This is a genomic window from Microbulbifer elongatus (assembly GCF_020524885.1).
Classification (GTDB): domain Bacteria; phylum Pseudomonadota; class Gammaproteobacteria; order Pseudomonadales; family Cellvibrionaceae; genus Microbulbifer; species Microbulbifer elongatus_A.
Genome location: NZ_JAIVKJ010000001.1, coordinates 1580795 through 1607478 on the forward strand (window position 1 = coordinate 1580795; position 26684 = coordinate 1607478).

Consider the following 26684-nt stretch of genomic DNA (forward strand, 5'->3'; position numbering starts at 1 on the left):
TTATTAGCTCAGGAAGCGGGATTAGCTACACATTCAGCAGCAGGTATTCGCGCTCCCAGGAGCTGATTACCCGGTTGAACTCTTCATACTCATCGCGCTTGATCGCGGCCCATGCCCGGACGAAGGTGTCGCCGAACATTTCCACGGCCTCCGGGCATTCGGCAAGCAGGCTCAGGGCGTGTTCCTGCGTTCGCGGCAGGGTGATCGGCTCAGAAGAGCAGTCTCCTTTATAGGGATCACTCGGCTTGATCTTGTTCATCATACCGAGATAGCCGCATGCCAGTGAGGTTGCGATTGCCAGGTAGGGGTTACAGTCGGCGCCCGGGAAGCGGTTTTCCAGGCGCTTTGCCTGAGGCGAGCTATCTGGTACCCGCAGTCCTGTGGTGCGGTTGTCGTACCCCCAATGCAGGCTGGTCGGGGCTGCCATTTCCGGGGTAAACCGACGGTAAGAGTTCACGTTGGGGGCAAAGAAAGTGATAAAGCCCGGGGTGTACTTCTGCATACCACCGATAAAGTGCATGAAGCGCTCATTTTCTTTGCCGTCTTCGTCCACGAAGATGTTTTTGCCGGTTTTGATGTCGATGATGCTCTGGTGCAGGTGCAGCGCACTGCCGGGCTCATCTTCCATCGGCTTTGCCATAAAGGTGGCGTAGATGCCGTGGCGCAGTGCGGTTTCGCGCACTGTGCGCTTGAAGGTGAACACCTGATCGGCGAGTTTCAGTGGGTCGCCGTGCAGGAAGTTGATTTCCATCTGCGCGGTGCCGGACTCGTGAATAAGGGTGTCTACGTCCAGGCCCTGCGCTTCGCAGAAATCGTACATGTCCTCGATGATCGGCTCGTACTCGTTAGCCGCATCGATACTGTAGGACTGCCGTGTTTTTTCGGTGCGCCCGGAGCGTCCCACGGGGGCGGAGAGCTTTTCATCCGGGTCCAGGTTGCGTTTTACAAGATAGAACTCCACCTCGGGTGCAACGACGGGCTGCCAGCCCTGTTCCGCATACTTCTCCAGAACAAACTTGAGAATGTTTCGGGTGCTGATTGGGTGAGGCTTGCCATCACGGGTGTAGCAATCGTGAATGATCTGGGCGGTGGGTTCGTTGGCCCACGGGTTGAGGCGGATGGATTCCGGGTCCGGAACAAGCAGCATGTCGGTATCCGCGGGGTCTACCAGTTCATTGTGTTCGTCGACGTAGTCGCCGGTCACTGTCTGAACCAGGATACTTTCTGGCAGGCGGCTGTCTTCGGTAAGGAATTTATCCGTTGGGGTAAATTTGCCCCGCGCATTTCCGGACATGTCCGGTACCAGGCACTCGACCTCGGAAATGGAGTGTTCTGCGAGCCACTGGGTAATCTTGTCCATTGTACACCTAGCTGATAGAAGGTCTTTCCCCGAACGGGGTTCATTAGTATATATCCCGCCCAATCAACGCAAATAGTGGGGCTGAAGGGCGCGGGGCGCAGTCCTTTATGAAAGTTTTTCTGTCTGCGCACTTTGATTATGACAAGAAACCGAATTATCATTCAAGAAATATTGAATAATGCTTCGGTTTATTTGGTTGGCTGGCCGTCTGTTAACAACAAGTCTGTTAACAACAAGTAGCGTGCACAGAAAAGTGGCGCACACAGGCGCTGGCCTGTTCGCATATAAACCGGCAACTACCTGATTGTTTTGGAGAATGTCCATGTCCGAGAGCGGAACTGTTACCAAGCTGCTTGGCCACACTGATTCCTATTACGCTGCAAGCGCCAATGGCGCGCCTTTCTACGGTGCACTTGAAGGCGGGGTTGAGGCAGATGTGTGCATTATTGGTGCAGGGTACACAGGCCTGTCTTCGGCGCTGCATCTGGCAGAGCGCGGATTCAAGGTGGTGGTCCTGGAGGCGGAACGCATCGGCTGGGGGGCATCCGGGCGCAATGGCGGGCATGTAGGAGTAGGGCAGCGCAAGGGACAGGAAGACCTGGAAAAGATGTTCGGCCTGGATACCGCGAAATCCCTTTGGGATATGGGGCTTGAGGCGGTGCAGCTGGTCGAGGATCTCATCCGTAAACATGACATCCAGTGCGACCTCAAGCGCGGCATCATGCACCTGGCCGCCAAGCCAAGTCATGATGCGTGGCTGAAAGAAGAGGTCGAGCTGCTTAACGAGCGCTATGGCTACAGCAAGATGCGCTATGCGGATAAAGGCGAAGTGCGTTCACTGGTTGGTTCTGATCGCTTCCATGGAGGTCAGATCGACGAAGGCTCCCTGCATCTACACCCGCTCAACTATGCCCTGGGTCTTGCCGACGCGGCGGCCAAAGCGGGTGTCACTTTTTATGAACACAGCCGGGTTACCGATTACCGCGGTGGCAGCCCCTGTCTGGTGAATACCGCCAAGGGACAGGTGAGGGCGCGCAATGTGGTGCTGGCCTGCAACGGTTACCTGGGGAATCTCGAGCCGCGGATGGCCGGCCGGATTATGCCCATCAACAATTTTGTGTTGGCGACTGAGCCATTGCCCGAGGATTTGGCACGGGAATTGATTGCGAACGATTACGCGCTTCAAGACACGCTGTTTGTGATCAACTATTGGAAACTGTCCGGGGACAACCGGCTGGTTTTCGGCGGGGGAGAAAATTACACCTCCCGTTTCCCTCAGGATATTCGCGCCTTCGTGCGCAAATACATGCTGGAAGTCTATCCACAGCTCGCCGATACCCGCATCGATTACGGATGGGGCGGCACGCTGGCGATCACCCTGAACAGAATGCCGAGTATCGGTCGCCTGGAACCCAATGTGTACTACAGCCAGGGGTATTCAGGGCACGGCGTTCCTACCGCCACTTTTGCCGGAAAAATTATCTCGGAAGTGGTTGCAGGCACCGAGGAAAGGTTTGATATATTGTCGCGCATTCCAACGCACACTTTCCCCGGGGGAACATTGTTGCGTTGGCCCGGGCTGGTAGCGGGAATGCTCTATTACAGCTTGAAGGACAAGCTGGGCCGATGAAATGAAAGTTGAATGATAATTCGGTTTGTGGGATAACAGACCGGTCGCTTCAGTTACTGGGTCCGTCCTGAGTGGTATTTAGTGGGCAGAAACCCGATAAAAATAACCTACGGGGAGTAAAGATGACATTATCAACACAGCCATTTGTGGCCAAAAAGAACCTGCTGGCTACCACTATCGGTGCGGCAGTAATGGCTGTCAGTAGCGTAGCGCTGGCGGCAGACCAGATTGAAGAGGTGACTGTTACCGCGCAGATGCGTGCTGAGTCCCTAAAAGATGTACCCGCAGCGGTTACCGCATTCACCGGCGATACCGTGAAGAACAGCAACCTGAGCGATTTCAAGGACCTGTTTGCGCTTACCCCCGGTGTTTCCGGCGAGACCAACGATTCCTTCTTCGACTCCGTTTCCGTGCGCGGTGTAAACAACAACAGCTTCGGTAGCGGCAGCGACCCGGCTCTGGGTATTTTCCTTGACGGCGTCTACCAGAGCCGCACCGGTGCCACCCCGAGCATGTACGACCTCGAACGCGTGGAAGTGATCAAGGGCCCGCAGGGTACCCTGTTCGGCCGTAATACTGCTTCCGGTGCCATCTCCATGGTTTCCAAGAAGCCGGGTGAAATCTTCGCCGGCGATATCTCCGTAGGTGCCGGCCAGTACGGCCGTACCGAGCTGGAAGGTGGTGTCGACGTTCCGGTCAGCGAAGATTTTTCCGTGCGCATCGCCGGTAAGCACTTCTCTGAAGACGGTCACGTTGAAAACCTCACTACCGGCCGCGACCTGGGCGCCAGCGAGCTGAACGCCGCGCGTATCACCGCGGTATACGATGCCTCCGATGCCACTACTGTCACCCTGCTGGCGCAGTATGAAGATCGCGAGAGCGACGGCTCCATTTATCGCGCCTTCGACAACGATGCCGGTTACAACTACGACATTCCGGAAGGCGCCTACGACCAGGTTTACAACGACGTGGATGGTCTGGATAAGTCGGAGATCGCCGACGTAGTACTGACCGTTGAGCACGAGTTTGCCGGTGGTAATACCCTGACCTCCATTACCGGTTACAAGTCGCACACCTACTCTTACCGGGAAGACTTTGACGGAACTCCGCTGCCGATCGACACCTATACCCGCGAGCAGACTGGCGATTTCTTCAGCCAGGAATTCCGTATTGCCTCAAACAGCAGCGGTCCGTTCAACTACGTTCTGGGTGCGTCTTACTACCAGGAAGAACTGGAAGCGGACTTTGCCGGTATCGACAACGAAGACTTCATCTGTGATGGCATTTATGCAGACGAGTGGGAAGAGGGGGTCGACAGCTTCGTAACCTGTGACGCGCTGCCGCAGGACGTCCTCGACGAAGCCTTTGGCTTTGAAGGTGAGCCCTGGGAGTACGCCACTGACAACCTGTCCATTGAAGCCGCTGACACCCTCGGCGACTACAAGGGCTGGGGTGTATTCGCCAACACCACCTTCGATATCACCGAAGCCACCACGCTTGGCCTGGGTGTGCGTTACACCGAAGACCAGAAGACTTACGACGTAGTTTCTCCGTGGCCGGAAACCTGGACCGGTGGCTGGAACTACCAGGCCATGTACACCGATGAAGACGGTATCACCGGTGACAACACCTGGAGCAACGTATCTGGCCGCGCGACCCTTACCCACGTGATCAGCGACGAGCTGACCACCTACGCGAGCGTTGCTACCGGCTACAAGTCCGGTGGTTTCGACTACCTGTCTTACCACATCACCGATCCGGCCTACGGCACGGACGAAGACAGCCAGTATGCCTGGCTGGACGAGCAGGGATACGAGGTCAATGCCAGCAACGCCGAGCCGAGCAAGTTCGACGAAGAGACCGTATTGTCCTACGAGCTGGGTGTGAAGGCCCGCCTGCTGGACAACCGCCTGGCTCTGAACGCAGCCGCGTTCCAGTACAACTACGAAGACATGCAGCAGGCATTCTGGGTAGGTGCGGCAGCCATTACCCGCAACGTGGGTGAATCCGAAGGCCGCGGCCTGGAAGTAGATGCCCGCTGGCTGATCACCGACAACCTGGATCTGTACTTTGGCGCCGCACTGCTCGATACCCAGTTCAGCGGAGCGCCGGAAGAACTGTGTGACGCGTGTAACGGCAACGAGATGGCCTTCTCTCCGAAGTTCTCCTCTGCCACTGTGCTGACTTACACCCAGGCCACCAGCTTTGGTGAGCTGTCTTACTCCGGTGAATACACCTACACCGGTGAGCAGTGGTCCGAGCTGGAAAACACCGAAGAGGTGAAACTGGATGCCCGCAACGTAGTGAACCTGCGTGTGGCCCTGACTTCTCCGGAAGACAGCTGGACCGCAGGTATCTATGCCGAGAACGTGACTGGCGAAGAGTACTACCACTGGGGTTACGCAGATGCGCTGTACAACCTGCCTGCCACCAAGACCGATCCATCGCGCGGTCGTGTTGTCGGTGTGAACCTGGACTACCGTTTCTGATCAGTCTCTCCCTTCATCTCACAGGATGAGCAAAAAGGCCGGCTTCAAGCCGGCCTTTTTGTTAATGAGCGAGTGCGCCATTTATGTTAAAAAAGGCACTTGTCTCAAAGGGATGATGAAGTGTCGACAGAAGAACAGAACCGCCGGAAAAACCAGTTGTCCCCGCGTCGGGAGCCAGTGCAGGCCCGGGCTCGGGAAAGGGCCCGTCAGATACTCGATACCACCGGCCGCTTGCTGGAGCAGGTGGGCCTCAACGATCTAACCACTATTCTGATCGCGAAAGAGCTGGGTGTTTCCGTTGGCTCGGTGTACCACTATTTTCCCAATAAGCACGCGATCCTCTACGCTATGGGCGAGCAGTGGTTGGCGAGTCTCACCGAACGTCTGGATGAGCTGGCGGCAAGTGAGCTTGAGCAGCTCCAGTTGAGAGATTTCCTGGACGAGCTGCTTGAGCGCTGGGTTTCGGTGTATCGTGAACAGCGTGGCCTCTTACCTCTGGTTCAGGCCATGTGGGGCATTCCCGAGCTACATGAGCTGGACCAGCGCCACGATGAACTGGTAATCAGCCATCTCGTTGAAATGTTCCGCCGACTCGGTTTTAGCTGCCCGCCAAATGAGTCTAACCGTCTGGCGCGGGCCACGCTGGAAACCTGCCACGCAATGCTGCTGGTGGTGGTCAATCAGCAGGGCGTGCGTGCTGAACGCACCCGCGCAGATCTGCTCAACATGCTGATGGTATTGCTGGAACCCCACCGTAACGATGAAAAACCCTCCGGCCTGGATGATGTAGAGGCACCCTGAGGAAAGACAAGTGTCATGAGTAGCAACCGCGAAAACCCTTCTGCCAACAAACTGATCATTGCGATTTCTTCCCGCGCCCTGTTTGACCTGCGCGAGAGCCATCAGGTGTACGAAGAGCAGGGCGTGGAGGCGTTTTCTGCGTATCAGATCGAGCGGGAAAACGATGTCCTGCCGAAAGGGGAGGCCTTTTCTCTGGTTGAGAAATTCCTGCAGATCAATGAGCGCCTCGGAGGGGCGCCACGGGTCGAGGTCATTCTGCTCTCCCGCAACAGCGCGGATACCGGGCTGCGGGTTTTCAATTCTATCGAGCACTATGGCCTCAGCATCAGCCGCGCCGCTTTCTGTAATGGCGGCAGTCCTTACCGCTATATTGCGCCCTTTGGTTGCCACCTGTTCCTGTCCACTGACGGCGGCGATGTGCGCAGGGCGCTCGAGCAGGGCATAGCCGCCGCGACGCTGATTCCCGGCGGTGCGCGTCAGCGTGGGGACGAAGTGCTGCGATTCGCCTTCGATGGCGACGCCGTAATTTTTTCCGATGAGGCGGAGCAGATTTTCAAGCGTGAAGGGCTGGCCGCTTTCACCACTGCGGAGCGGGCATCCGCAAAGCAGCCACTGCAAGGTGGTCCGTTCAAAGGATTCCTCGAGGCGCTGCAACATCTGCAGGCCGAGTTTCATGCGGACGATTGCCCGATAAGAACGGCCCTTGTTACCGCGCGTTCCGCTCCGGCACACGAGCGCGTAATACGTACCCTGCGGGCCTGGAATATCCGAATTGACGAGTCGATCTTTCTGGGTGGCCTGCCCAAAGGTCAATTTTTAGGTGCTTTTGGTGCCGATGTGTTCTTTGACGATCAACCCAATCACTGTGCCTCCGCTGCGGAACATGTGGCCACGGGACATGTTCCTCACGGTATTGCCAATCTCGAAGAGCAGTGACGCGCCGCTGGGCAAACACTTATACGCCAAGTCTTCCTCATTGGCGTATTGAACCTCCTAACTAGTCGCTTTTAGTAACTCGTTTCTCGTTTTTTCTTCCTCGTTATAGCCAGAGGTTGGCTCGCTAGTCATTTCGCTGCTATGCTTTTCCCGCATAAACTCACTTAGTTTTTATAACTATTCGCTGGCGCAAAAATGAGCATTTTGTTGCCGGTGCAATCAGTGCCGGCTATCGACAGGGAGAGGCTATGAAGCTGCAGCAGCTGCGCTATATCTGGGAAGTTGCCCATCACGACCTCAATGTTTCTGCCACGGCACAGAGTCTGTTTACATCACAGCCAGGGATCAGCAAGCAGATACGCTTGCTGGAAGATGAGCTGGGGGTCGAAATTTTTGCTCGCAGTGGCAAGCACCTCACCCGTGTCACCCCAGCCGGGGAAGCCATCCTCAAGACCGCCGGCGAGATCATGCGCAAGGTGGAAAACATCAAGCAGGTGGCGCAGGAGTTCAGCAACGACAAGCGCGGCAGTCTCGCCATTGCTACCACTCACACCCAGGCACGCTATGCGCTACCCGCCGTTATAAAAGGGTTTATTGCCCGCTACCCGGAAGTATCCCTGCACATGCACCAGGGTACTCCTATGCAGATTTCGGAAATGGCCGCAGACGGGACCGCTGACTTCGCTATTGCCACCGAGGCCCTGGAGCTGTTCAGTGATCTGGTGATGATGCCGGTGTACCGCTGGAATCGCTGTATCCTGGTACCCAAGGGCCATGAGCTTGCGCAGATCCCGAAGCTCACCCTGGAAGAGGTGGCCAAGTATCCCATTGTCACTTACGTGTTCGGGTTTACTGGCCGCTCCAAGCTGGATGAAGCTTTTCTGGAAAAGGGGCTTTCGCCCAAAGTCGTATTTACCGCTGCGGATGCTGATGTCATCAAGACCTATGTTCGCCTTGGGCTTGGCATTGGCATCGTCGCGGATATGGCAGCGGTAGAGGACGAAGACAGTGATTTGGTGGCTTTGGATGCAAGCGATCTGTTTGAAAGCAGTGTGACCAAAATTGGTTTCCGCAAAGGTATTTTCCTGCGCGGTTTTATGTATGAATTTATCCAGCAGTTCGCGCCACACCTGACCAGAGAGCTGGTGGATAAAGCCGCGCAGGCCTCTTCACGGGCGGAAGTTGACGAACTGTTTTCCCATATTGACCTGCCGGTGTACTGACAAATAGCCGGATCAAAACGAAAAAACCGGCAAAAAGCCGGTTTTTTTATTTCAAGTGTGCAGCGGGGCTGGTGGTTCAGCGGATGCTGCCCAGCACTTCCTTGACGAACTTGAAGTACACCGTGTACACCTCGGGTTCTTTACCTTCTGCTTCAACTACAAAAAACGGTGCGCGCTGTACGTTCAGGCGCTGCGCCAGTTGCATGCCTGCACTTTCCGGATCCCGTTCATCGGCAATCAGGGTTTCATCGAGAAATTTCTCCTGATCGTTTTCTTTCAGCTTCTGCTCAACATCATTGCACTTGGCGCACAGGGATCCATCCGCAAGTACTTTTTTGACCAGGGTAATTCGCATCTCACACTGCCTTATGTTTCACAACGGACGCCTCTGGCGCATCTGTCGTCGGAATTCTGAATGGCGCGAAATCTAGCAGACTGGGGTGCGCGGGGGAAATACGATTGCGCGATAGGTTTATAACCCGAATTTTCGACAGCGAGCAGGGTTTTTGCCTGTGCAGCCCTGGGGCTCCAGAAGCCTCAGGAGAAGCGGTGTTCCAGGGTTTCCAGCAACACGCGTACCTTGTCGAGGCACTCACGATGCTCCGCTGCGGGATCTGAGTCCGCCACAATACCGCCGCCGGCGGCACAGGAGATCTGCCCGTTGCTCGCGGTGAGTGTGCGGATGGCAATATTTGAATCGGCCCGGCCGCAACTGCTGATATACCCGATGCTCCCGCAATAGACTCCGCGGGGGCTGCGCTCCAGCTCGCGAATGATCTGCATTGCACGTCGCTTGGGGGCGCCGGTAATGGAGCCACCGGGGAAGGTCGCTTCGAGCACTTCCGCAAAACCCTGGCCATCCGGTATCTGGCCGGTGATGGTGCTTACCAGGTGATGCACATTGGCGAAGCTCTGGAGTTCAAACAGGTTGGGTACCCGTACACTACCACGCTGACAGATTTTGCCGAAGTCATTGCGCAGAAGATCCACAATCATCAGGTTTTCCGCACGATCTTTGCGGCTCGCTGCAAGGCCTGCTGCCAGATCGGAATCGCGGGCGGGGTCGGCACTGCGCGGAGCGGTGCCCTTGATTGGTTCTGTCTGCAGGAAGTTGCCGTCGGCGAGAATAAAACGCTCGGGCGAGAGACTGAGAATATCGCCCTGGGGCAATGACAAAAATGCCGAGAAGGGACCCGCAGCCACTTCACGCAGTGCGAGGTAGGCGGTTAGCGGAGAACCGCTGTATTCCGCGAAAAAACGCTGGGTGAAGTTCGCCTGGTAAATATCACCGGCGCCGATATATTCGAGAATCCGCAGGATCTGGGCCCGATATTCATCCTCTGTAAACTCGTGACGGAAACTGGCGCTCAGGTGAAATGCATCCGTATTCGGGGTGCTATCCCAATCCAGTGTCGTAAAGCGGGACTTCAGATCGCGCTTTTGTATCTCGGTGCAGGCGGGATGAAAGATCAGATGTGAAGCCTGCAGCTGGTGGTCAATGATCAGGGCCCAGGTATACAGCCCGAACTGTCCCGCGGGCAGGGGTGTTTCGCGGTTGTCTGCAGCAAGGTAGTTGCCGTAAGTGCCAAGTTCATAGCCGGCATAACCGATAGCGCCGCCACAGAAGGGCAGTTGCTGATCTACCTCTTGCGGGGCGAGCTCGCACAGAAGGTCATCCAGGGCTTCAAAAGGGGCCCGCTCTTCAGCGGAGAGTACGAGGCTATTCACCGGGTCGGCGCTGAGGATGTCAAAGCGACCGCCATGGGCCGCAGGCTGCCCGGAATCCAGCCAGACCGGGCTCGGCAAATCAGCCATTGCCGCAAAGGCAGCACCGCTGTTGCGGGAATAGGGCAGAGATACTATTTGCAAAACTTCAACCAAACTTCGGCGCGGGATCTCCACGCCGGTTCCATTCGGGCCGCTGGTAACACCGCAGCGCTAAGCGCCCGGGACGGGGTAACAGGCCAGTATTGGCCTCGCTCCTGGGCGGCGCTACTTTACTTGATAATTCGCGCCTAGATAACAAGTGCCTTTAGAAAATCTAGCTGATTCTACGCTCGATCCCCGCCTGGGACATCAAACGGGTGGCGAGCTCTTCCACCGAAAGCTCGGTGGCGTCGAGAAAGGGGATCTGTGCGCGCCGCAGCATCTGCTCTACTTGGCGCACCTCAAATTCACACTGTTCCGGTGAGGCGTAGCGGCTGTTGGCACGGCGCTCCTGGCGAATGCTCATCAGACGGCGCGGGTCGATAGTGAGCCCGAATAGCTTGTGTTGAAAGGGGCGCAAAATTTTGGGTAGCGAGGTCGAATCCATGTCTTCCTCGGTAATGGGGTAGTTCGCTGCGCGCAATCCAAACTGCAGTGCCAGATAAAGGCACGTGGGGGTTTTGCCTGAGCGTGAAACGCCCACAAGAATGATGTCGGCACTTTCAAATTCGCGTGTTCGGCGGCCGTCATCGTTATCCATCGCAAAATGTACTGCATCGATACGCGCTGTGTAGCGTCGGTTGTCGGCGATCCCGTGGGAAACACCAACCGTACGTGCGGGGTCTGTACCGAACAGGTTGGCCAGTGGCGCAAGATAGCTTTCAAACACATCCAACATCAGTGCAGAACTTTGGTGCAATTGCTTGCGTATCTGGTCGGATACGATGCTGGTGATAATGATCGGCTGCAGCCCGGATTCTTCTGCCGCACGCTCAATGCGTTGCAACACCTGGTTTACCCGCGCATCTGAGTCTACGTAGGGAAGGGTGACCTGCTCTACCTGCTGATCGCGAAACTGAGCCAGCAGACTGTGGCCGATCCCTTCCACAGTGAGGCCCGTACCATCGGAAATAAAAAATGCCGTGCGTTTTTTGACGCCAGCCGGGCTCGGCGTAGCGGAAGAAGGCTGCTCATTCATGGAATATCTCTCATTTTTCGACGGCATGGTATCGCAAACACCCCGGCTCCCGTAATGGTGTGGGTGCATTTGCTTAACGGCCATGCGGCTTTCCGCTCTCCAGCGGTAGTTTTGTAGAAAAATTACAACACAAATGGTGCATTTTCGCTGCATTTTGCGGGGTATTATTTACAAAACCCTTCCTTATAATCTGCCGCCAGAAATGCTGTTTCAGAGGGCAATCCATTGACCACGTACACTATCGAATTCGCAAAGCTGGGCATGGCAGACGTCGACAAAGTTGGCGGCAAAAATGCGTCTTTGGGAGAGATGATCTCCTCGCTGTCTGGCGCTGGTGTCAGTGTCCCCGGTGGTTTTGCCACTACTGCTGACGCTTTCCGTGAATTCCTTGCCGGGGCGGATCTGGATACGCGCATCGCGGATCGCCTGAAAGGTCTGGACGTTGAAGATGTCACCGCGTTGGCCGCAGCCGGTGAGGAGATTCGCCAGTGGCTACTGGACACACCTTTCCCGAGTAAGCTCGAGGCGGAAATTCGTGCAGGTTACGATGCGCTTGGCGGCGGTGAAACCGCCGTTGCCGTCCGTTCTTCGGCGACCGCAGAGGACCTTCCCGACGCATCCTTTGCCGGCCAGCAAGAGACGTTTCTAAACATTCGCGGTATCGAAACCGTACTGCAAGCGGTGAAAGAGGTGTTTGCGTCGCTCTACAACGACCGCGCTATCGCTTACCGGGTCCATACCGGGTACGCCGACGTGGGCGTGGCCCTGTCCGCGGGTATCCAGCATATGGTGCGTAGTGAGACGGGAGCCTCTGGTGTCATGTTCACCCTGGATACCGAAAGTGGTTTCCGCGATGTGGTATTCGTGACCGCAGCCTATGGTCTCGGTGAGACCGTGGTTCAGGGGGCCGTGAACCCCGACGAATTCTACCTCTACAAGCCGGCCCTGGAAGCCGGTCGTCCGGCTATCCTGCGCCGCAACCGTGGCAGTAAAGCGATCAAGATGGTGTACGACCAGGGTGGCGAATGTGGCCGTTCGGTCAAAACTGTCCAGGTGCCCGAGCAAGATCGTCTGCGTTTCGCGTTGACCGACGAGGAACTCACCGAGCTCGCTAACCAGGCCCGCAAGATCGAGGCGCACTACCAGCGTCCAATGGATATCGAGTGGGCCAAAGACGGCGATAGCGGCAAGCTGTTCATTGTGCAGGCGCGCCCCGAAACTGTCCGTTCCCGGGACACCGGAACCAGCATCGAACGCTACAAACTGCACGAACGCGGTGACATTCTCTGCGAGGGCCGCGCCATTGGCCAACGCATTGGTGCCGGCAAAGTGCGCGTACTGGATAGCGTGGAAGACATGGCGAAGATGCAGGACGGAGAAGTCCTGGTTACCGACATGACCGACCCGGACTGGGAGCCGGTACTCAAGAAAGCCAGTGCGATCGTGACCAATCGCGGTGGCCGCACCTGTCACGCAGCCATCATTGCCCGTGAGCTGGGTATTCCTGCAGTGGTTGGTTGTGGCGATGCTACCGATAAGCTGTCTACCGGCACCCCCGTCACCGTGAGCTGCGCGGAAGGGGATACCGGATTTGTGATGGCTGGTGAGCTGGATTTCGAGCGCTCGTTGACTGAAGTCCAGGACATGCCGGAGCTGCCGTTCAAAATTATGTTGAACGTCGGTAACCCGGACCGCGCCTTCGCATTCAGTAATTTGCCCAACCAGGGCGTCGGACTGGCGCGACTGGAGTTTATCCTCAATCGCATGATCGGGATTCACCCCAAGGCATTGCTGGAGCTGGATAGCTTGCCACTGGACCTACAGCAGAATATCCGTAACCGTATCGGCGGATACGCGTCTCCGGAAGACTTTATTGTCGAGAAGCTGGTAGAGGGCATTGCTACCCTGGCCGCCGCTTTTGCGCCAAACCGCGCAATCGTTCGCTTGTCCGACTTCAAGTCCAATGAATACGCGCACCTGGTGGGCGGGCAAATGTATGAGCCCAGCGAAGAGAACCCGATGCTCGGATTCCGCGGCGCCGCGCGCTACCGCTCCAAGGACTTCCGTCAGTGTTTCGCTCTTGAGTGTAAAGCGTTGAAGAAAGTACGAGATGAAATGGGGCTCACCAATGTCGAGATTATGGTTCCGTTCGTGCGGACTCCCGACGAAGCGCGTCAGGTCGTCGAACTGCTGGAACAAAATGGGCTCAAGCGTGGTGAGAACGGCCTTAAGCTCATCATGATGTGTGAATTGCCGTCCAACGCGTTACTTGCGGAAGACTTCCTGCAGTACTTTGATGGTTTTTCCATCGGTTCCAATGACTTGACCCAGCTGACCCTTGGCCTCGACCGTGATTCCGGATTGGTTGCGGAGTTGTTCGATGAGCGTGATCCGGCGGTGAAAATGCTGCTATCCCGCGCTATTCAGGCGTGCAAGAAGGCAGGTAAATATGTCGGTATCTGTGGCCAGGGCCCGTCTGACCACAAGGATTTCGCGCAGTGGTTGATGGACGAGGGCATCGACAGTGTTTCACTAAATCCCGACACCGCCGTGGATACCTGGCTATACCTTGCCAATCAGAAAGTATAACCGCCGAAGATATGCGGAATAGCGGATGACGAGAGCCCAAGCCAAAATCCTCTGGGGCGGCAATATGTAACGGAACTCCCAATTCCAGTAATTTTGTAGCCAGTGAAGGCTTGACTCCGAAAAAAGCGACCATTTAGGTCGCTTTTTTTGTGCCTGTAGCAGAAACAAAGTTCTATGTGACGGTTAAATGGTGCGAAGCCGTTGCCGGCGGCTAACAAGCCACAACCTTGTGGCTTCCAAGGCAGGACATTATGTCGATTGCCAAATTCCATAAAACAATGACCTCCCCATATAAATCAATCTAAGCAGGAAACGGCCCCGGAATAGAATCGAAGAAGCTCCCCACATATGGATCGATATCGGGGTTGCAGCCGAAACACTTCGGTAAGCCGTGTTCTCAAAAGCTTCCCTATGGGTTTCTGAAAATTCGGTTTTGAAAGAACGGATCTTCGATTGAAGTAGAAATTGAGGTGCCGCCATGCAGAGAAGTCACTCAAACTCACGAGAAAACCACTTACCAAACTCGATATATCTCCTCACCCGGCAAGTAAGCGCAGGGGCGACGAGAAATTCAGCCGCTGGAACCGCTGATCTGGGGCGCACGCAGAACGTCAGAAACCTGATGGCCGCCTTGATGCTGTTTGTAGGGGCGCTTGTAGGTAGCCTTTGGCCAACCCTGACGGAGGCGAACACTGGCGCTAACTGGTTTGACGATCAGGCGGCGATGAGTTCGTCGGGCTCTCCTTCCATACGGATTAATCTTTCAGAGCAGAAAGCGTACTTCTACAAGGGCGGACGGCTTGTGGGTGTATCCTTTGTCTCATCTGGCAAGCAGGGCTTTCGCACAGGCGCGGGTAATTTCCGCGTGCTCGCAAAACGTCCGAATCACCGGTCCAGTATTTATGGTAGCTATGTCGATCGGAATACCGGCCGGGTAGTGAAAGCGGATGTAGACACGCGTAAACATCGCCGTCCTCCGGGCACTTACTATCGCGGTGCGAAGATGAACCATTACATCCGCTTCAACGGTGGTATTGGTCTTCACGCTTCAGGCCATGTCCCTCGCTATCCTGCCTCTCACGGTTGTGTCCGTATGCCGCCGCACATGGCACGCAAGTTCTATCAGTATTCACGTGTTGGCATGCCCGTAACCGTGTCATATTGAGGGATAGACACGCTGAGAGCAGGTTAAAAATGTATTGGATTGCTCAATTGCAGTAGAGAAGTAAGAAGCAGGTTTGGCGAGCCGCTTGTCCCAGTTTGCCTCGCTTTTTCTCAGCTTGAATAGGGGCAAGCCATTTACCGGGTACTATCCACTGGGGTAATGCCCGGTATTTTTATATTTGCGCTGATGTAGTGAATTCTTGCGGTTATCATGCAATCGACTGGATAGTAAATCCCCCGCTTATACCCTGCTTATACATAGGAGTGCTCCATGAATGCAGCCGTTATCTCTACCCCCGACTTGTGCGATGAGTATCCAGAACTGGTAAGCGTGGTTGAACCCATGTTTGTCAATTACGGCGGTCGCGAACAGTTTGGTGGCGAGATAGTGACTATCAAATGCTTTGAAGACAACTCACTGGTGCGGGAACTTGTGGCGGAACCTGGCACAGGAAAAGTCTTGGTTGTGGATGCCGGGGGCTCCATGCGCAGGGCTTGCCTGGGCGATATGTTGGCAGAAAAAGCCGTGGCAAATGGGTGGGAGGGCATCCTTATGTATGGGTGCATTCGCGATGTGGACGCAATTTCTGAACTACAGTTAGGAGTACAGGCGCTGGGAAGCCACCCTATGAAAACCGACAAAAAGGGCATAGGGGAACGCGATATTGCGGTGACTTTCGGCGGCGTCACCTTTAAACCTGGAGAGTATTTGTACGCCGATAATAACGGTGTGATAGTTTCTCCCCAATCGCTTATGTAAATTGGTAATATCGGAATCCATTCTTTTCGCGCTGGTTTTGCTGTCTGCACTTGCGCACGCCGTATGGAACGCGGTGGTCAAACACAGTACAGAAGGCTTCCTGCAGCTGGCAATGATCCGCAGCGTCGGCCTGCTGGTAGGGGCCGCACTCGCCACGCAACTTCCTCTCCCCGGTAAAAACGCACTGGCGTTCCTGATTGGCGGAGCCTTCTTCCAGTACCTCTACTTTTTTCTACTGTCCCAGTCCTACCGGGCCCTGGACTATGGCACTGCATACCCGGTTGCGCGTGGCGTAACGCCACTGATGGTCGCTACCGCAGCACTGTTGTTTCTGGATGAATCGCTCGCGCCTCTGCAGATTACTGGCATATTACTGGTCACCTGCGGGATTTTCGCACTGATCATGAAGGAACTTCGGGTGAGTGGGCCGGGAATCCTCTATTCGTTGGGCACTGGAATTGCCATCACCGGATACACAATTATTGGTGCCGCTGGTGTGCGCAGCGTTGCCAACCCCCTCAGTTATGTTGCCTGGCTGGAAATCCTCTCCGGTGGTGGCGTAATACTTGCCGTACTTTTCACCAGGCCACTGAAAGGCCTCGCGTTTGCCCGTGCCAATTTTGTGCGCAGCTCCTTGTCTGGCGTGCTGGCTACTGGGGGATTTGGCATTGCGCTTTGGGCCACGTCCATGATGCCGGTTGCCGCGGTTGCTGCAACCCGGGAGGTGAGCATTCTGTTTGCTTCCGTCATATCCGTATTTCTACTCAACGAGCGGTTTTCGCCACGGCGGATTTTTGCCTCATTGATAATTTTCTGTGGCATTGGCACTCTGGCATTCGCCTGACCACATAAATGGGCTGCTGTTGCCTATAGTTGCTGGCAAACCTCTCTTTTGATGGGTCAGTCTTGATCTCCAGTTCGAAACCAGTTTCAGCATTCAATTTCACACAAGGATAAGTAATGAGTAGCTTGCGCCAGAAGTGGATTACCACGCCTCTTTTGAAGTGGATCAAAAAAGTTCTGCCGCCAATCTCCGATACCGAGCGGGAAGCGATGGAGGCGGGCGAAGTTTGGTGGGATGCGCAACTGCTATCGGGGAAGCCTGACTGGGATCAGTTGTTGAGCATGGGGCCGCCCGAGTTGACGGAAGCCGAGCAGGCATTTATCGACGGCCCGGTGGAAGAGCTCTGCCGGATGGTGGATGACTGGAAAATTTCCTATGAAGATCACGATGTATCGCCTGAAATCTGGGAATTTCTGAAGAAAAACCGCTTCTTCGGCATCATCATTCCGGAAGAGTTTGGCGGGCTTGGGTTCTCTCCAACAGCTCACGCACAGATTGTCACCAAAATTTCCACCCGCAGTACCAGTGTCGGGGTTACCGTTATGGTCCCCAACTCCCTTGGGCCCGGCGAACTGCTGATGGCCCATGGTACCGCTGAACAGAAAAAGCACTACCTGCCGCGGCTGGCGGATGGCCGCGATATTCCGTGTTTTGGTCTCACCAGCCCGGAGGCCGGGTCCGATGCCGCCGCCATGGTGGACAATGGCATCGTCTGTTACCAGGACTACAAGGGCGAGAAAACCCTGGGTATGCGGGTCAATTGGCACAAACGTTATATCACCCTGGGGCCGGTGGCCACGGTGCTCGGCCTCGCGTTCAAACTCTATGACCCGGATCATATTCTCGGTGAGGAGGAAGAACTGGGTATCACCGTGGCTCTGGTTCCCACCGACACCCCCGGGGTAACCATTGGCCAGCGTCACATACCCGCTATGCAGGCCTTTATGAATGGCCCCAACTGGGGCAAAGATGTCTTCATCCCCATGGAGTGGATCATTGGCGGCCAGGAAAATATCGGCCACGGCTGGCATATGCTGATGAGCGCTCTCGCCGCCGGCCGCGGTATTTCCCTACCTTCACTGTCTACCGGCGGTGCAAAACTGGCGGCTCGCACCACCGGTGCCTATTCACACATTCGCGAACAATTTGGAATTCCCATCGGCAAGTTTGAGGGGGTACAGCGCCGTTTGGCAGAAATCGCTTCCATTGCCTACGTGCTGGACTCTGCGCACAAGACGACTACCCGAGCGCTGGACCAAGGGCGCAAGCCCGCTGTGGTTTCTGCCATCATGAAAGCCCATGCAACTTTTGGTCTGCGACAGGCGATAAACGACGCTATGGATATCCACGCGGGTAAAGCGATCATTGATGGTCCGCTCAACTATCTGGGCAACGTGTATCGAGCAGTCCCCGTGGCGATTACCGTGGAAGGGGCGAATATTCTGACCCGCAGTCTGATGATCTTCGGGCAGGGCGCCATTCGTTGTCACCCCTATCTGCTGCAGGAAATGGAAGCCGCGACCAACCCGGATCAGCAGGCCGGAGTCAAAGAGCTGGACGCACTGTTACCCAAACACTTCCTGTTCCAACTTAAAACTTTTTGCCGGGCGGTCTTTCATGGATGGACCGGTGGCCTGTTCGCCAGCAGTCCCCGCGGAGTAGGGGAGGCGGCGAAGTACTACCGGCAGATGAACCGCTATTCCGCGGTGTTGACGCTGGTTACCGAGATTTCCCTGATGTCCCTTGGTGGCGAGCTGAAGCGCAAAGAACTTATCTCCGCCCGTCTTGGAGACGTACTCAGTGAGCTCTATCTGATGAGTTCAACGTTAAAACGTTTTAAAGACGACGGTAGTCCCGACGCCGACCGGCCACTACTGGAGTTCGCCATGCGAGCGGGCTTCCACAACATTGAAGTCAGCCTGATCGAGGTGTTCCACAATTTCCCTATCCGGTTTGTTGGCCAACTGATGCATTTCCTGACCATGCCCTGGGGGCACAGCATTCGTGCCGCGTCCGATCGTCAGGCGAGAGCATGTGCCAATCTGATTATGGAGCCATCGGAAACACGTGATCGTCTCACCCAGGGTGTATTCCCAGGGAACAAAGGTGACGGAATCGATATCGTCGAGCAAGCCTTCCTCAGTGCCCACGAAACCGAAGCCATTCGCGAAAAAATGAAGAAAGGAGGGCTGCGTGCGCTTAATGAAAATGCGATTGATCAGGCCCTGGAAAAAGGGCTGATATCGAAAGAGGAAGCGCAGGCGATCAAGGTTACCTACGAGGCGGTCAACAAGGCAATACAGGTGGATCACTTCGAATCTCTCCCCAGTACTTCGCCACAGCGCGGTTCTGAAGAGACCCTGCAATAGCGGGCCAATTGTAAAGTTGTTGGAAATTGAACGAGACCGTTGGGCAGGCGGAGCAGGGCGCGATGGCACAACCAGAAACATTCGGCGCGGTAGAGGAATGCATCGATGCGGTGTTGGAAAAACTGGGCAAACACATCGTGCTCGGTTTGCCACTGGGGATAGGTAAGGCAAACCAGTTCGCCAATGCCATCTATGCCCGCGCGGAGCAGGACCCGGAAATCTCCCTTACCATTTTCACTGCGCTCACACTGGAGCGGCCCGCAGCGGGAAGTGAGTTGCAACGCCGGTTTGTTCAGCCGCTTCTGGACCGGCTCTACAGCGATTATCAGGACCTGGCCTACAATCGCGCACGCCGAAAAGGATTGCTTCCGAAAAACGTCGAAGTGTGTGAGTTCTTTATGCAGCCGGGGGCCTTTCTCTCCGCGCCTTCTGCCCAGCAAAGTTACGTCAGTGCCAATTACACCCATGTGCCCCGCGATTTGCTGGATAGGGGAGTCAACGTCGTCGCTCAAATGGTATCGCCCGCCAACGACGAAAGTGGCGATTTCAGCCTGAGTTCCAATCCTGACTTAACCTTGCCGCTGTTGCGGTTGGCGAAAGAGCGAGGCCATGGGCATATTGTCATGGTGGGAGAGGTGAACCCCCGATTGCCTTTTGTGGGCGGCGATGCCCGCGTTAAGCCGTCCATGTTCGATTTTCTGCTGCAGGGGGAGAGCTTCGAGCGGGAAATCTTCCCGGCACCCAATCCGCCCGTCCGGCACACCGACTATGCTCTGGCATTCCATATTGCCGGGCTCGTAAAAGATGCCGGGACACTACAGATCGGGATCGGCGCCCTCGGTGATGCTATTTGCCATGTACTCAGTTTGCGCCAGACAAAAAATAGCGATTACCGGGATATTCTGCAGTCTCTGAATGAGGACCGGGAGCAGGCTCTGTGCGGGTTGCCGCTTGAGCTGGGTGCTTTTGAGAAGGGGCTGTACGGTTGCAGCGAAATGGTGCCCGAGGGCTTCCTGCATCTGCGGCGTTGCGGGGTCATGACCCGGGAAGTCTATGGAGACGCGACGTTGCAGCGTCTGATCAATGACGGCATCGTTGCAAACCGGGCCACCGAAGAACTGCTCGTGGCCCTGAGGGAAGCCGGGCGCATTCAGTGCCCACTGACGGAAGAAGATACAGATTTTCTCCAGTACATGGGTATCGTAGACCCCAGCTACAGCTGGCGCGGGCACCGCTTTCTCGACAAACACGGCGAGATGGAGGAGTGTGACCTGCACAGCAGTAGCGGGCGCAAGAGGCTGCTTGGCAGCTGTGAAGACCAAAAGCTCCCGGGTGGAATCTGGCTTCACGGTGGCTTCTACCTAGGCTCCAACGCCATGTATAACGCACTGCGGGATATGCCCGCTGGCGAAATGGAAGGCATCAACATGACGGCCATTGACTACATCAATGAGCTGCAAAAAGGTCGCGCACTCAAGATCGCCCAGCGGCAACACGCGCGCTTTGTAAATTCCGCGATGATGGTGACTCTGAATGGTGCGGTGATTTCCGATGGCCTGGAAGACGGCGCGGTAGTGAGTGGTGTGGGCGGGCAGTACAACTTCGTCGCTCAGGCACAGGAACTTCCCGGCGGACGTTCAGTGATTGCGGTTGCCAGCACACGAAATTCCGGCGGTCGTATCCGCAGTAATATTGTCTGGCAGTACCCGCATTGCACAATTCCTCGCCACTTGAGAGATATGGTAGTGACCGAATATGGGGTGGCAGATCTGCGTGGCAAGACCGACCGCGATGTCATAGTGGCCATGCTATGTATCGCCGATTCGCGCTTTCAACAGGAGCTGCTCGATAAGGCCAAGTCTGCTGGAAAAGTAGAATCCAGCTATGAGATACCCGAAGCATTCAGTAACAACACACCGGAGCGAATAGACGCCGTTTTTACCCAGGGCCATCGACCGAAGTTACTACCTTACTACCCTCTGGGCACGGACCTCACTTACGAGGAAGCACAGCTTGCCATAGCTTTGAAAGCGGTCAAGGAAGAGGGGCGCAAGATCTGGGAGTTGTGGCCGATACTGCGCAAGGGTCTGAGGGCCTCCAAGAGTAGTGCACCGGAATACCGTGAGGTACATGCCTGCCTCGATCGCATGGGGTTTGGCTACAGCGATACATTTGAGCACCGGCTTGAAGCTTATGTGGTGGCGGGTTCGCTGGTGCGCTTTGTCGATAAAGAGCGGCCACTCGGCGATGTCTCTGACGCGGAAGGGCTGCGCCAGAATATTTCGGATGAATAAGAGGGCGGCTACTTCATTTGGCTGGCCTGGATTGCTGTAAGGGCGATGGTATAGATGATGTCATCCACCAGGGCACCACGGGACAGGTCGTTCACCGGCTTGCGCATCCCCTGTAGCATAGGCCCGATACTAATCAGATCCGCACTGCGCTGCACGGCCTTGTAGGTGGTATTGCCCGTATTTAGATCGGGAAAAATAAATACGGTTGCACGCCCGGCCACGGGGCTGTCCGGGGCCTTTTTCTTCGCCACATTTTCCATGATGGCCGCATCGTACTGGAGCGGCCCATCGATCACCAGGTCCGGACGTTTTTCCTGGGCGATTTTGGTGGCTTCTCGTACCTTGTCTACGTCGGAACCGCTACCGGAACTACCGGTAGAGTAGCTGATCATGGCGACGCGGGGCTCGATGCCAAAGGCTTCTGCGGAGTCCGCCGATTGAATAGCGATGTCTGCCAGCTCCTCGGCATTGGGATCCGGATTGATGGCACAGTCGCCATACACCAGCACCTGGTCCGGTAACAGCATAAAAAACACCGACGAAACCAGCGCAGCATTCGGTGCCGTCTTAATCAGTTGCAGGGCTGGACGGATGGTGTTGGCGGTAGTGTGTACCGCGCCGGAAACAAGACCATCCACTTCATCTTCGGCGAGCATCATGGTGCCGAGTACCACATTGTCCTGAAGCTGCTCTTTGGCAACGATCTCCGTAAGCCCCTTGTTTTTGCGCAGCCGGACCATGGGCTCCACGTATTTATTGCGCGCGGTTTTGGGGTCGATGATCTCTACCTTGTCGCTGAGCGACAGTCCTTGTTGTTCGGCCACGCGGTGGATTTCTTTCGGGTCGCCCAGTAACACCGGGCGGGCAATGCCACGCTCGGCACAGGCGAGAGCTGCTTTGACAGTGCGCGGTTCGTCACCCTCTGGCAGTACGATACGCTTGTTGGCGCGGCGGGCGAGCTCGGTGAGATGGAAGCGAAAGGCAGGAGGAGACAAGCGTTTCGGCCGATTGGACTTGCTGCCCAGTGACTCCACCCACTGGTTGTCGAGATGGCCGGCAATAAAATCCTGTACCTTTTCAATCCGTTCCAGATCATCTGTGGGAGTTTCGGTATTGAACGTTTGCAGTTGCAGTGCCGTCTGCCAGGTATTGGTGTTCACGAGCACTACCGGCAGTCCGGTTTCCATGGCCGGTGCACACAGCTTCCTGACCAAAGGTTCAATATTGTAACCACCGGTGAGCACCAGGCAGCCGATTTTGACCCCGTTCATGGCTGCGAGGCAGGCAGCAACAATGACATCCGGTCTGTCCCCAGAGGTGACCAGCATGGCGCCCGGTTCAAACCGGTAGATCATATTGCCCAGGGATCGGGAGCAGAAAGTGACGCTCTGCAGTCGGCGGGAGTCCAGCTCGCCGTAGTTGATGATTTCCGCCTGAAAGTGGTCGGCCAGATCTTTTGCCCTCGGTGCCACCAGCTCCGCATTCCAGGGGATACAACCGATAATCGGAAGCGGACTTTTTCCAAACAGCGAGAGTATTTCAAGGTTGCCCCGGCGCATATTTGGCGCCTCAAAAACCCCGGTAATATCCGCCCCCGGCGCATCGGGTACCTGGGAGGGGGCACCCACCTTGTTGACTATGCAGCCGACAACGCGGCCCGATTTCACTCCGCCGAATGTAGACATGGCGACTTCCAGCCGGTCTTTCAGCTGCTGGGTGGAATCCAGATCCGGGCACACCACCAGCACAATCTCCGCATCCAGCGTTTTCGCGATCTGCAAGTTGAGCTGGCTGGCAAACTGGTTGTCCGCATTGGGTACCAGGCCCTCGACGATCGCCACATCGGATTTACTGGCCGACTCCTGGAATCGTGCCAGTATTTCTTCCAGTAAATCGGATAAATCCCCGCGGCCAATCAGGGATTCCACGTGTTGCATCGCGAAAGATTCGGGTACCTTCAGGCTGGACGCGCGTCGAAGAATTTCATTGCTTCGATCGCGGTTTTTCTCGTGCTTTACCGTCTCAGCGATCGGCTTGTAAAAGCTCACACTGACGCCGTTGCGCTCCAGTGCGCGCAACGTGCCGAGGCTGACTGAGGTGATTCCGACGCCCGCGCTGATGGGGACAAGCATGATGGTGCGAGACATGAGTCACTCCCTCGTGCGCGGATCGTGGTTTGGCGTATCGGGAGGCACGAGTTCCGCGGCGTCGCGGGCGATCACCCACTCTTCGTTCGTTGGGATCACCAGTGTTACAGCGGACTGATCCGTGGAAATGGGGCCTTCTTCGCCGAAGCGCGCCCGATCATTTTTTTGCGCATCCACGGTATAGCCAATGCCGGCCAGCTGTGTCATTACCTTTTGCCGTATCAGGCTGGAGTTTTCACCAATACCACCGGTGAATACCAGTGCATCCACCTGGGGCAGTACGGCATGGTAAGAGCCGATGTACTTTGCCAACCGGTAACAGAAAATATCCAAAGCCAGCTGCGCGCCATCGTGGCCATCGCTGGCGGCCTGCTCAAGTGTTCTACAGTCGTTACTGAGTTCAGAAATGCCGAGCAGACCGCTTTTCTTGTTTAACAGGTCGTTAATCTCGTGCAGGGCGTAATCCATGCGATTGCCCAGATGCATTAGCAATCCCGGATCCACATCGCCACTGCGGGTTCCCATCACCAGCCCTTCAAGTGGGGTAAGTCCCATGCTGGTATCCACACTGCGACCATTGTGTACCGCGGTAATCGATGCGCCGTTTCCTAGATGCGCGGAAATGATATTTACTTCGTCTACCGACAGGTTCAGTAGTGTGGCGGCGCGCTCGGTGACAAACCGGTGGCTGGTACCGTGCATACCGTAGCGGCGAATACCGTGATCGCGGTAGAGCGCAAACGGCAAAGCGTAGATGTACGCATGTCGGGGCATCGACTGGTGAAAGGCGGTATCGAATACCGCGACCTGGGGCAGATTTGGAAACGCCGACCTGGCGGCATCAATACCCGCGAGATGGGCGGGATTGTGCAGCGGCGCAAGGGCAACACACTCCTGAATTGCATTGATCACGGCGTCGTCAATCAGTACCGAGTGGGAAAACTTCTCGCCGCCGTGTACCACTCGATGACCGATGGCAATCAGTTGCTCGCGCAGTTCCGGGTGTCCGCTGAGAATTTTCTCTACCAGAAACCGGATGACTTCCGTGTGCCCGATATTCTCCGGGAGTGTTTGCGAATGACGCTCACCGTGGCTTTTCCAGCTGACCACTGGTTCGTCCTGCCCAAGGGATTCGCCAATGCCGCTGATGGCGATATCACCATTGTGAGGATTCATTACCGCAAACTTGAGCGAAGAGCTTCCACAATTGAGGACGAGTACCTGGCTGTGGCAAGACCGGGAATATGACATGTGCACGCTGTTTCGTTGCAGGCTTGTCATAAGCCTAGTTCAGATTTGCGCCATATCGATGAGGAGGGAAGCTCCACTGACAAGAACTGTCGGTCAGCACCAGTTACGGACCTGTTGATACGCAGACAGGTAAACACGCAGGCATAAAAAAGGGCCGCACAATGCGGCCCGAACTGAGTGAAGCGATTTCTCAGGGACACTCTAAAAGTGGTATCAACCGAACTGGTTCATTGTGTTGTCTTTACCAGCGGCTTTTAGCGCGGCCTCACCGGCGAAGTATTCCTTGTGGTCATCGCCCATATCGGAACCGGCCATGTTCTGGTGCTTAACGCAGGCGATGCCCTGACGGATTTCCTTGCGCTGTACACCTTCCACGTAACCCAGCATGCCTTTCTCGCCGAAGTATTCTTTGGCCAGGTTGTCGGTGGACAGGGCCGCAGTGTGGTAAGTCGGCAGAGTGATGAGGTGGTGGAAGATACCGGCCTCGCGGGAGGAATCTGCCTGGAAGGTACGGATTTTGTCATCCGCGGCCTTGGACAGTTCGCTGTCGTCGTACTCAGCGCTCATCAGGTTGTCGCGCTCGTAAGCGGATACGTCTTTACCTTCTTCTTTCCAGGCATCGAATACCTGCTGACGGAAATTCAGGGTCCAGTTGAAGGACGGGCTGTTGTTGTAGACCAGCTTGGCGTCGGGTACCTGCTTGCGGATCTCGTCCATCATGGCGCCGATCTGACGCACGTGTGGCTTTTCGGTTTCGATCCAGATCAGGTCAGCACCGTTTTGCAGTGAGGTCACGCTGTCCAGAATGCAGCGGGCTTCACCGGTGCCTTTCTTGAACTGGAACAGGTTGGAAGCCAGGCGCTTGGGACGCAGCAGCTTGCCTTCACGGTTGATGATCACATCACCATTTTTCAAATCCGCTTCGGACACTTCTTCGCAATCCAGGAAGCTGTTGTACTGGTCGCCCAGGTCGCCTGGCTTGTTGGTAACGGCGATCTGCTTGGTGAGGCCTGCACCCAGGGAGTCGGTACGGGCAACGATCACGCCGTTGTCAACGCCCAGTTCGAGGAACGCGTAGCGCACGGCGCGGATCTTGGCCAGGAAGTCTTCGTGGGGAACGGTTACCTTGCCGTCCTGGTGGCCACACTGTTTCTCGTCGGAAACCTGGTTCTCAATCTGGATACAGCAGGCACCGGCTTCAATCATTTTCTTCGCCAGCAGGTAGGTGGCTTCCGCATTACCGAAACCGGCATCGATGTCAGCGATGATCGGCACAACGTGGGTAACGTGGTTGTCGATCTTGTTTTGAACGGCTTTAGCTGCAACTTCGTCACCGGCTTCGCGGGCGGCGTCCAGCTCGCGGAACAGGCCACCCAGTTCGCGGGCGTCGGCTTGGCGCAGGAAGGTGTACAGCTCTTCGATCAGCGCCGCGACAGAGGTTTTCTCGTGCATGGACTGGTCGGGCAGGGGGCCGAATTCGCTGCGCAGGGCGGCAACCATCCAGCCAGACAGGTACAGGTAGCGACGATCGGTTTTACCTTCGAAGTGCTTCTTGATGGAAATCATCTTCTGCTGGCCAATAAAACCGTGCCAGCAACCCAGAGACTGGGTGTACTTGGAGGAGTCTTTGTCGTACGCCGCCATGTCCTTGCGCATGATGTCTGCGGTGTACTTGGCGATGTCCAGACCATTTTTGAATTTGTTCTGCAGACGCATGCGAGCAACAGATTCGGGATTGATCGCATTCCAGGCGCTGCCGTTGCTATCACAGAGCTTCGCTGCCGCTTCGATTTCTTTAGAGTAATTGGACATGGCTGTGTTTCCTCAAATTTCCTCGAATTTCTTCGAAAAGGTGACTGCGGTTAGGTTGTGCGTATCGTAGGAGTGCTGGCATAATTTGGCTAATTTATTGTCCTGATTTC

Annotated in this window: 18 protein-coding genes; 11 read left to right on the forward strand and 7 right to left on the reverse strand. The window is 55.8% G+C overall.

The window, feature by feature from the left end; genetic code table 11:
• Positions 1-25 precede the first annotated feature (25 nt).
• A complete protein-coding gene (locus LC059_RS06725) occupies positions 26-1360 on the reverse strand; it encodes a glutamine synthetase family protein (RefSeq protein ID WP_226703036.1) in 1335 nt (444 codons plus the stop codon).
• Positions 1361-1682: 322 nt separating this feature from the next.
• On the opposite strand from LC059_RS06725, the gene LC059_RS06730 reads away from it, so the two are divergent.
• The 5 genes from LC059_RS06730 (at position 1683) to cysB (ending at position 8439) form a co-directional block, all read left to right on the forward strand.
• Positions 1683-2990 carry an NAD(P)/FAD-dependent oxidoreductase gene (locus tag LC059_RS06730; RefSeq protein WP_226703037.1) on the forward strand — a complete coding sequence of 436 codons (1308 nt, stop codon included), beginning with the start codon at positions 1683-1685 and terminating at the stop codon, positions 2988-2990.
• Between the two features lie 122 nt (positions 2991-3112).
• Positions 3113-5479, forward strand: coding sequence for a TonB-dependent receptor (locus tag LC059_RS06735; protein WP_226703038.1), 2367 nt, complete (start codon positions 3113-3115; stop codon positions 5477-5479).
• Between the two features lie 120 nt (positions 5480-5599).
• A complete protein-coding gene (locus LC059_RS06740) occupies positions 5600-6280 on the forward strand; it encodes a TetR/AcrR family transcriptional regulator (RefSeq protein ID WP_226703039.1) in 681 nt (226 codons plus the stop codon).
• Positions 6281-6295: 15 nt separating this feature from the next.
• Positions 6296-7216: a 5'-nucleotidase gene (locus LC059_RS06745; RefSeq protein WP_226703040.1), complete on the forward strand. Its 921-nt coding sequence runs from the start codon at positions 6296-6298 to the stop codon at positions 7214-7216.
• Positions 7217-7464: 248 nt separating this feature from the next.
• Entirely contained in the window at positions 7465-8439 is a 975-nt protein-coding gene (gene cysB / locus LC059_RS06750; protein ID WP_226703041.1) for an HTH-type transcriptional regulator CysB, read from the forward strand.
• Between the two features lie 76 nt (positions 8440-8515).
• Here cysB and LC059_RS06755 read toward each other — a convergent pair whose 3' ends face one another.
• The 3 genes from LC059_RS06755 to LC059_RS06765 form a co-directional block, all read right to left on the reverse strand.
• Positions 8516-8794, reverse strand: coding sequence for a hypothetical protein (locus LC059_RS06755; RefSeq protein WP_226703042.1), 279 nt, complete (start codon positions 8792-8794; stop codon positions 8516-8518).
• Positions 8795-8976: 182 nt separating this feature from the next.
• Entirely contained in the window at positions 8977-10308 is a 1332-nt protein-coding gene (pabB, locus tag LC059_RS06760; RefSeq protein WP_226703043.1) for an aminodeoxychorismate synthase component I, read from the reverse strand.
• Between the two features lie 172 nt (positions 10309-10480).
• Complete coding sequence (locus tag LC059_RS06765; protein WP_226703044.1) at positions 10481-11344, reverse strand: pyruvate, water dikinase regulatory protein; 864 nt, start codon at positions 11342-11344, stop codon at positions 10481-10483.
• Between the two features lie 225 nt (positions 11345-11569).
• On the opposite strand from LC059_RS06765, the gene ppsA reads away from it, so the two are divergent.
• From ppsA to LC059_RS06795, 6 genes are all read left to right on the forward strand, one after another.
• Positions 11570-13933 (forward strand): phosphoenolpyruvate synthase, encoded by a 2364-nt coding sequence (gene ppsA / locus LC059_RS06770; RefSeq protein ID WP_226703045.1) that lies wholly within the window; start codon positions 11570-11572, stop codon positions 13931-13933.
• A 622-nt stretch (positions 13934-14555) separates the two neighbouring features.
• Entirely contained in the window at positions 14556-15098 is a 543-nt protein-coding gene (locus LC059_RS06775; RefSeq protein WP_226703046.1) for a L,D-transpeptidase family protein, read from the forward strand.
• 270 nt (positions 15099-15368) lie between these two features.
• A complete protein-coding gene (gene rraA / locus LC059_RS06780; protein WP_226703047.1) occupies positions 15369-15857 on the forward strand; it encodes a ribonuclease E activity regulator RraA in 489 nt (162 codons plus the stop codon).
• 37 nt (positions 15858-15894) lie between these two features.
• Complete coding sequence (locus LC059_RS06785; protein ID WP_413231539.1) at positions 15895-16701, forward strand: SMR family transporter; 807 nt, start codon at positions 15895-15897, stop codon at positions 16699-16701.
• 116 nt (positions 16702-16817) lie between these two features.
• A complete protein-coding gene (locus tag LC059_RS06790) occupies positions 16818-19070 on the forward strand; it encodes an acyl-CoA dehydrogenase (protein ID WP_226703049.1) in 2253 nt (750 codons plus the stop codon).
• A gap of 26 nt (positions 19071-19096) precedes the next feature.
• Entirely contained in the window at positions 19097-21364 is a 2268-nt protein-coding gene (locus tag LC059_RS06795; protein WP_226703050.1) for an acetyl-CoA hydrolase/transferase C-terminal domain-containing protein, read from the forward strand.
• 8 nt (positions 21365-21372) lie between these two features.
• Here the strand turns inward: LC059_RS06795 and pta are convergent, their stop codons facing one another.
• The 3 genes from pta to LC059_RS06810 all read right to left on the reverse strand — a co-directional run bounded on the left by pta (position 21373) and on the right by LC059_RS06810 (position 26574).
• The gene (gene pta / locus LC059_RS06800; RefSeq protein WP_226703051.1) at positions 21373-23511 is read right to left on the reverse strand and encodes a phosphate acetyltransferase; all 2139 of its coding nucleotides are present in this window, start codon (positions 23509-23511) and stop codon (positions 21373-21375) included.
• A 3-nt stretch (positions 23512-23514) separates the two neighbouring features.
• Complete coding sequence (locus tag LC059_RS06805) at positions 23515-24792, reverse strand: acetate kinase (RefSeq protein ID WP_319005075.1); 1278 nt, start codon at positions 24790-24792, stop codon at positions 23515-23517.
• 183 nt (positions 24793-24975) lie between these two features.
• Complete coding sequence (locus LC059_RS06810; protein ID WP_226703053.1) at positions 24976-26574, reverse strand: isocitrate lyase; 1599 nt, start codon at positions 26572-26574, stop codon at positions 24976-24978.
• Between the last annotated feature and the right edge of the window lie 110 nt (positions 26575-26684).

What these genes read in the sequence shown, in the direction of transcription:
- LC059_RS06805 (WP_319005075.1), bottom strand. Translation starts at nt 24,792, where the DNA reads ATGACAAGCCTGCAACGAAACAGCGTGCACATGTCATATTCCCGGTCT.
- LC059_RS06730 (WP_226703037.1), top strand. Translation starts at nt 1,683, where the DNA reads ATGTCCGAGAGCGGAACTGTTACCAAGCTGCTTGGCCACACTGATTCC.
- LC059_RS06725 (WP_226703036.1), bottom strand. Translation starts at nt 1,360, where the DNA reads ATGGACAAGATTACCCAGTGGCTCGCAGAACACTCCATTTCCGAGGTC.
- LC059_RS06790 (WP_226703049.1), top strand. Translation starts at nt 16,818, where the DNA reads ATGAGTAGCTTGCGCCAGAAGTGGATTACCACGCCTCTTTTGAAGTGG.
- LC059_RS06775 (WP_226703046.1), top strand. Translation starts at nt 14,556, where the DNA reads ATGGCCGCCTTGATGCTGTTTGTAGGGGCGCTTGTAGGTAGCCTTTGG.
- LC059_RS06745 (WP_226703040.1), top strand. Translation starts at nt 6,296, where the DNA reads ATGAGTAGCAACCGCGAAAACCCTTCTGCCAACAAACTGATCATTGCG.
- LC059_RS06735 (WP_226703038.1), top strand. Translation starts at nt 3,113, where the DNA reads ATGACATTATCAACACAGCCATTTGTGGCCAAAAAGAACCTGCTGGCT.
- cysB (WP_226703041.1), top strand. Translation starts at nt 7,465, where the DNA reads ATGAAGCTGCAGCAGCTGCGCTATATCTGGGAAGTTGCCCATCACGAC.
- LC059_RS06755 (WP_226703042.1), bottom strand. Translation starts at nt 8,794, where the DNA reads ATGCGAATTACCCTGGTCAAAAAAGTACTTGCGGATGGATCCCTGTGC.
- LC059_RS06810 (WP_226703053.1), bottom strand. Translation starts at nt 26,574, where the DNA reads ATGTCCAATTACTCTAAAGAAATCGAAGCGGCAGCGAAGCTCTGTGAT.
- pta (WP_226703051.1), bottom strand. Translation starts at nt 23,511, where the DNA reads ATGTCTCGCACCATCATGCTTGTCCCCATCAGCGCGGGCGTCGGAATC.
- rraA (WP_226703047.1), top strand. Translation starts at nt 15,369, where the DNA reads ATGAATGCAGCCGTTATCTCTACCCCCGACTTGTGCGATGAGTATCCA.
- LC059_RS06765 (WP_226703044.1), bottom strand. Translation starts at nt 11,344, where the DNA reads ATGAATGAGCAGCCTTCTTCCGCTACGCCGAGCCCGGCTGGCGTCAAA.